This window comes from Rhizobacter sp. P1_G5, assembly GCF_056405435.1.
Genome location: NZ_JBFUCB010000510.1, coordinates 1 through 4,467, shown reverse-complemented (window position 1 = coordinate 4,467; position 4,467 = coordinate 1). Strand labels below are relative to the sequence as shown.

Here is a 4,467-nt window from a genome sequence, read left to right as displayed (position 1 = left end):
CGCCACCGCCGCCGATGCGTTGAAGCCGCCATCGTCCTTGATGTCCTCCGTCAACTGCCGCGCGAAGGACAGCGCCGGCGATGCCAGTGACGAGTCGAACAGCGTTCCTGCGATCGGCAGCGCGGCCATCACGGCGCCGTAGCGGCCGGCCCAGGTGTTGGTGAGGGCGCCGCGTCCTGACGTGCTGGACAGCGGAATCATGAAGTTGCTGACGTCGGTGGTCTGGTAGGCGCTCGGCAGCTTGGCGTTCAATTGCGCCAGCATCAACGTGTTGGCCTGCTGCATGGCCACCTGTGTGAGCGCGGCCTGCGATCCGAACTGTCGCAGCGCCCACTGGTAGGCGGCTTCGGTCATCGGGTTGGCGCTGATGTGGTGCGTCAGCTGCGGAACCATCACATGCAGCTTCTGGCCCTGCAGCGCCAGCCAGGAGCGTTTGGCTTCGTCGAAGTACATGCCGTTGCCGCTGCCGTCGTCCCCGAACTCGACGATGAACGGACCCGTGTATGCGCGGGGGTAGAGCGACACCAGGAAGTCCTCGCTGAGTTCCGCGCTGCCCAGCAACTGACCGTCCGGCTTGTAGACGGTGGCACGCGCATTGCGCATCGCCGACAAGCCGGGGCCTGCCGAGCCGGAGCCCCCGTCTCCGGCGCCGACCCCGCTGCCGTCGCCGCTGTCGCCACCGCAGTTGCCGCCGCACGCATCGCCGCCGCTGACCACGATGAACTCGACCGCGACCGACAGCGTGACGGCGCGGCTGACGACGCTGCCTCCGGCGTTGCTCACGGTGACGCGGAACGACTTGCCGTTGTCCGATTCAAGTGCCGGCGAGAGGATCAGCGTGTATGYATTGCCGTTGGGCACGTCGCTCCAATGGGTTCCATCGGGGCTCGACTCCCAGCGGTACGACGGCGACGTGCCGGCGGCGGCCACCGTGAAGACGGCGTCCAGCCCCGCGTTGGCGGTGACGTTGGCCGGCTCGACGGTGATGCTCGCGGGCACGACGGAGGTCGTCACCGTCAGGGTGACCGGCCTGCTCGTGATGGACGAGCTGGCGTCCGACACCACCACACGCAGCTGCAGGTTGTTCTGCGCCAGGTTGGCGCCGAAGGTGTAGGCGGACGAGGTGGCTCCGGCGATGTCGACCCACGATCCGCCTTCGAGACGCTGCCACTGGTAGCGCTGGGCGCTGTTCGCGATCACGCCGAAGCTGGCCGTCGTGCCGTCGAGCACGCTCTGGTCGACCGGCTGCGACACGATGCTCAAGGGCACTGTGTCGTTGCCGCCCCCGCCACCGCCCGAGCCGATGATCGACGCGATGCCGAGGACGAAGAGGGCGGCGATGGCCACGCCGCGTGCCGCGATCGAGGTGAGTGCAGTCATGGCGGAGTCCGGGTGACAGGAGGGGGGCGAAGCCTTGCGAAGGCGAAGGCGAGCGCCGCGAGCGCACCGATCCAGCAGGCCGCGAGGTCGCAGGGATCGAAGGTGCCGCGTACGAGGTAGGCGGCGACACGGTTGGGCAGCAGCCAGCTCGCGTGCGTCTGATTCAGAAGCACGACGGCCGGCGGCCATACCATCGGGTGCTGAAGAACTTCAAAAGCGGAGTCGATGATCGCCCATGCGCCACACGCGGCGATGTGCATCGTGCGACTCGCAGGCAGCAGCAGGCAGGTCAGCAGGCTGGTCGCGAAAGCATGCGCGAGGCTCGGCAGGCTGCCGCCGAGCACCCCCAGGTGCGATGCGGATCCGTCCGCGATGCGCAGCATCGCGGGCAGCAGCGGTGCACTGCCGCGCGGACGATCCAGTGCGTAGACCGCGACCGCCAATGCGAATGCTGCAAATACGGCCAGCAGGGCTGCGTAGCGCGACGATGGGCTGTGCGGAATGTTCAAGCGGCATCCCTCATAGCTTCGCCAGAACGTTGTCCGGCATGAACGGTGGGAGACGAGATACCGGTGTCTGGGTTTTGCCGGTGAGCGCGGGGACCTTGCGGCTCATGTACAAGTCGAAACCCTTGTAGGTGATGCTGCGCTCGTTCAACAGGTCCGCTGCACCGCGCAGGCCGGTCAGGATGGCGGACGTGAAGGCGCCGTTTCCCAAGGCCGTGTTCTCCTGCGCAGGGGGCGCGCCGGAGGACGCCGCGAAGACAGCCAGGCTGCGTTCGCCGACCTGTTCGATGAACCGGACGAAGCCGCTGTCATAGCGGCCCGCGGGGCCCAGGACTCTGGAGGCACGGCAGGTGTCAACGAACAGCACCACGTGCCCGGGCAACTGGTTGAGTGCCTCGCGCAATGCCGTGTCATCGAGCGCCGGACCGCCGTCGCCGCCATCGGCCGTGGTGAACAGGTAGCTGCCGTCGCTGCGTGTCTGCCCGTGTCCCGCCAGGAATACGATGAAGTTGTCGTGTTTGGTGCCGGCATGCGCCAGCCAGGCCAGCGCCGATCGCACGTTGCTGGCGGTGGCATGAGCATCCAGCAGGCAACCTGCGATCACGTTTTCGTACAGCCGTCCTTCCTGCAGCCGAATGACCGAAACGAAGTCGGTCGCGTCCTTGGACGCGAATTGCAAGGGCTCCCGATTCCTTGCCCGGCCGGCGCCGATGGCCAGCACGAACAGCCGCTTCAGGCCCGCTGAGTTGGGCGCGCGTGATGCCGCGGTGGGGTTGTCGCCGCAAAGGGGCGTTGCCTCGGAGGGGGAGAGTGCGATGGGCGACGGCTCGGCCGCCAGCGCAGGCGCTGCAGCCTTCGTTTCGACGGTTCGACCTGGCCGCAGCTCCAGGTCGAGACGTTCCGAGTAGCCGTTCCCATCGCGCGCGGCAAGGTACAGCGCGGTGGCCGATGCCGGTACGTGAAGCCGCAGTTGCACCRAACGGTCGCCATCTGGTCCGCGAGCGGCTTCCACGGCAACGACGTTCTCCCTGCGTCCATCGACGCGTGCCTCGTACCGGATCGGACCACTGTCCGCCTGTGCTCGTACCACCAGGGCGATCTGGACCTCGACCTCGGTTTCGGCCGGGGCATCGGGCAGGTCGATCGAGCGGACCGGCGAGCGCAGCGTCGGCGGCATCTGCGCCACCCGGACTGGGGCTGCAAGGGGCGCAGCAGTCGTGCCGTCGGCGGCGATCTCTCGTTCCTGCTCCCGGGCAGCCAGCTGACGATCCAGCGTCTGCAACAGCAGGTCGATGTAGCGAGGCCGATGAAAGCGCTCGCGCAGACGAGCGGCGGGAAAATAGTCGGCCGCCGTACCGCTCTGACGGTTGAAGACCCAGCCGACCAGCCGATCGGCGCCCACTGACGCGTCGTAGTACCCGTCCGGCGACCAGACGATCCATCGGCGGTCGCGCAGCATCAGCACGGTCAGCAGTTCCTCGCCGTCGGTCGCCCGCAGCAGGCGCACCGTGCCGTCCAGCATCGCCACGCAGATGAGCTTGCCGCCGCGGCTGATGTTGACCGCACGCACTTCGGTGTGCATGGCCTTGCGCCACACCGGTGTCCCGCCGGGACCCAGCCGGTACAGCGCTTGGCTGGTGCCGAGCAAGGCGTCCCCGCCCGTCGCGAACAGGGCGGTCGCGCGAGACATCTCGTCCGCTGCCATGGGAATGCGCACCCCGTTGACCTGCGGATTGCGGTGGTTCTCCCAGTCGGAGGGCGCGTCCAGCATCGAGCGCCGCAGCAGCGGCGGGTTCAGCCCGGGGCCAGCATCGCCGCTGCGAATCAGACGTGTCGCGAGATCGAAGGTCACGCGATCGCGGCCGCCGTCAAGAGCCCAGCTGAGGGTCGAACCCTCCTCGCTGGCGAGCAGGTTACGCGCACCGTCCAGGTCGGGCAGCTCGGGCGGAGTCAGGGTTCCGCGACCTGCGCCGATGTCGAGCGTTCCCCAGGATCCATTGGCGCTGGCGAAGGCCAGGCGCCCTCCGGGCAGTGTCAGCAGGTCGGTGATGGTCGAGGGTGCGCCGGTCTCGATCTCGGCGCCTGTACGGTCACCGGGTTCGAAGACCACCAGCCGTGCATTGCGCCGTTCGAACGGATAGGAACCGGCCGCGTAGACGAATCGGCCATCGGGTGACCACGCCACGCTCAGCAAGGTGTCGCGTCCGAGTCGGGTGGGTGTCGGTCCCGCCGTGATCCGGCCGTTGGCCCAGTCCACGACATCCGGCCCCTTGCCGGGCAGCACATAGCCGATGGCAAGCAAGGTTCCCGAKGGCGAGAAGGCGAGCGAAGCCGGCTGGGCGGGCAGGTCGCGGCGGGTCTTTGCAGCGTAGTGCTGACCCTTGCCGTCGTATGACTGGGTGTAGACGCGCAGCGAGCCATCCAGGCTTGCGGCGGCCATGAGCCCGGGCGCCACGGCCACGCCATAGACGCTGTCGCCGAATTCGTCGACGAAGACCTGCTTACCCTCGGTATCGAAGGCCCGCAGGCCGCCGCGTCCTGCGAAGCCCGCGACGAGCAGACTGCCGTCGGGGCTCCACAC

The 4,467-nt window shown here is 68.1% G+C and carries 3 protein-coding genes; all 3 read right to left on the bottom strand.

All coding sequences use genetic code 11. The features are described from left to right. The coding region (locus tag AC1D12_RS25725) for an immunoglobulin domain-containing protein (RefSeq protein ID WP_477843762.1) at positions 1-1,380 on the bottom strand (1,380 nt) is incomplete at its 3' end. Further along, complete coding sequence (locus tag AC1D12_RS25720; protein WP_477826050.1) at positions 1,377-1,889, bottom strand: hypothetical protein; 513 nt, start codon at positions 1,887-1,889, stop codon at positions 1,377-1,379. The genes AC1D12_RS25720 and AC1D12_RS25725, both read right to left, overlap by 4 nt. Before the next feature lie 10 nt (positions 1,890-1,899). Beyond that, positions 1,900-4,467, bottom strand: a 2,568-nt coding sequence (locus tag AC1D12_RS25715; RefSeq protein ID WP_477843760.1) for a hypothetical protein, incomplete at its 5' end; no start/stop codon positions are given.